This is a genomic window from Candidatus Similichlamydia epinepheli, assembly GCF_003056015.1.
The window spans coordinates 1-2,079 of record NZ_PPEU01000106.1 but is presented as its reverse complement, the minus strand read 5'-3'; the positions used below and the strand labels follow the sequence as shown (position 1 = coordinate 2,079).

The 2,079-nt window shown below is 36.0% G+C and carries 3 protein-coding genes; all 3 read right to left on the bottom strand.

Features of this window, described 5'->3' with window-relative positions; translation table 11 throughout:
- Positions 1–1,181, bottom strand: a 1,181-nt coding sequence (locus GCCT14_RS04555; RefSeq protein WP_157952619.1) for a V-type ATP synthase subunit I, incomplete at its 3' end; no start/stop codon positions are given.
- 1 nt (position 1,182) lies between these two features.
- On the bottom strand, positions 1,183–1,779 hold the full coding sequence (locus GCCT14_RS04550) for a V-type ATP synthase subunit D (RefSeq protein ID WP_108624408.1): 597 nt from the start codon (positions 1,777–1,779) through the stop codon (positions 1,183–1,185).
- On the bottom strand, positions 1,776–2,079 hold a 304-nt coding region (locus tag GCCT14_RS04545; protein ID WP_478209991.1), incomplete at its 5' end, for an ATP synthase beta subunit C-terminal domain-containing protein. The genes GCCT14_RS04550 and GCCT14_RS04545, both read right to left, overlap by 4 nt.

The following is a 2,079-nucleotide window of genomic DNA, read 5'->3' as shown; positions in this document are numbered from 1 at the left end:
TTCTTTTCAGCCAAAAATTGCAAAGGAGAAAATCGAGACGAAAAGTTTACTCCAAAAAAACTTCCAATTATTCCACCCCAAACTGAAGTAGCTGATCCGAGAATTATTCCGAGACCAATCATTCTTTTACTAGATTCTGAAAATGAAATTTGTTTCCGATAATGAAGGTAGAGAGAGGGTAGTAATATCACCAATCCGTAACCCAAATCGGCCATAATTAAACCGAAAAAAATGGCAAAAGAAATCAAAACTGACAGAGAAGGATCTTGGTCATAGGTTGAGGGCACATCGTAAACTTCCACAAGTTCCTGACCTATTCTTGAATAACCTTCGTTCTGAAAAACTGTCGGAGCAATTTCCATTTCATCAATACAAGATCTTTCTAAATAAACTGAATGTTCTGTTGCCAAAACACCCAACTGACTCTCATAATTAGGATGTACCCAAATAAAAGCCCAAAAAGCTCCATCTTTATCAACTGTTGACTTCTCAGCTTGATGCAAATGAAATCGATTTAATAAAATTTTCTTTGCTCTTTCAAGGTAAGGTCTCTCCGTACTTTGTTTATTTAATTCACAATCTAACTCTGCAATCTGCTCATCGATAGAAATCAAGTCAGATGTCACATGATAACTATCACTCTCAACCTGCACGATAGAGTCTTTTAAATCGGGATCTTCTCCAAACAAAATACCGTGCCAAACCAAACCATCACAAGAAAGCTCAACTAAGCGACTATCATCTTTATACTTTGAGTCGAACTCTTTAACATTAAGAGACAAAAAATATATTTTTGTTTTTAAGTTTGTTTCTATCTTTTCAATCTCATCTTTACGAAAGCTTCCAAAAGGCAACAGCTTTTTTTCTTCTCTGAGAAGAGCTTCTTTACTCATTTGAAGGCTCTTCCTCTTTTCAGTCAGAAATAAAATATTTTTTGCCAAATTAGAAGCTCTATCCAAAATAACATGCTCTTTCTCAAGAGTGGCAATCTCGCAAGGATCTTGTGTTATACAAAGCAATAAAGCATTTGAGATCAGTTGGTAGTCACCAAAAATATGAAGGTTAGAAGATCCTTTATCTTCAAATTCAATAATTCCAAGGAGTTGTACTTTCTTTAAAAAATGTTCACGCTCCGTTTGAGATCCGACGACCAACCATTTACTCGCTGGAAAGCAAACCATCCTATACCTTCTTTTTTTTGGAGATCTTTGAACGTCCAATTGCAGCTAACTCTACATCTCCAAGAAAAACTAAAATCTTCTTAATATTATCTTGGCGCCTAGGAATAAGAACTTTTTCAATTAAATTTGTACGAACAGAAATACGCTTAAATTCTGTTTCGAGAATACGCAATCTCCTTTCAGCATACTCAAAACGAATCTTTGATTCTAAATATAGACGCCCTAATTGAATGAATTGCTCAGTGCCATAAGGAGTTCCTGCAATGGAGTAAGGAACATCTTTCCATGTTATCGATGAGATATATGGAAGAGAAATCCCAGCCACATTCTCTAATGACCTGTCTATTGCTTCGATAGATAATAAAGAACCTATTTTAGGATTCATCGACAAAGAGGCTTTTTGCGATGAGATAGCTTTTAAAGATTTCTCCATCTCTTCACGAAAATGGGCTAAACTAGATCTATTTACTAATACCTTTTTTTGTAATAGTCCCTTCTTTAAAACAAGAATAGGCAAGTATGCTTGAAACTCGGAAAGTTTCTTACGTTGAGAACGCAATTCACCTTTGGTGAGTTTCAAAGTGATTGATGCTGTCATACAGCCTCTTTCCAATTTGGACGGAACTTCTCAACAAGAGAAAGTTTTACACCTGCTTCTTGTGGGGAAAAGACAGACGAAAGAATATCCCATAGTAAATCAAGAGATTTCTCCAGGGATAGGTCTACTTCTAGAGAAAGAATTTCCCGACTAAATTTCTCTGCAAAAAGAAGCAACTTATCATCCCAAGGAGAAAGATCGAATCCCATAGACATTTTCTCTTTACTTTGTCTTGCCGAAGAGAGAAGACGAATAGTTGCATTAGCTAATTCTCCGTGATCCTCACGAGTAACATGTCCA

What these genes read in the sequence shown, in the direction of transcription:
- GCCT14_RS04550 (WP_108624408.1), bottom strand. Translation starts at nt 1,779, where the DNA reads ATGACAGCATCAATCACTTTGAAACTCACCAAAGGTGAATTGCGTTCT.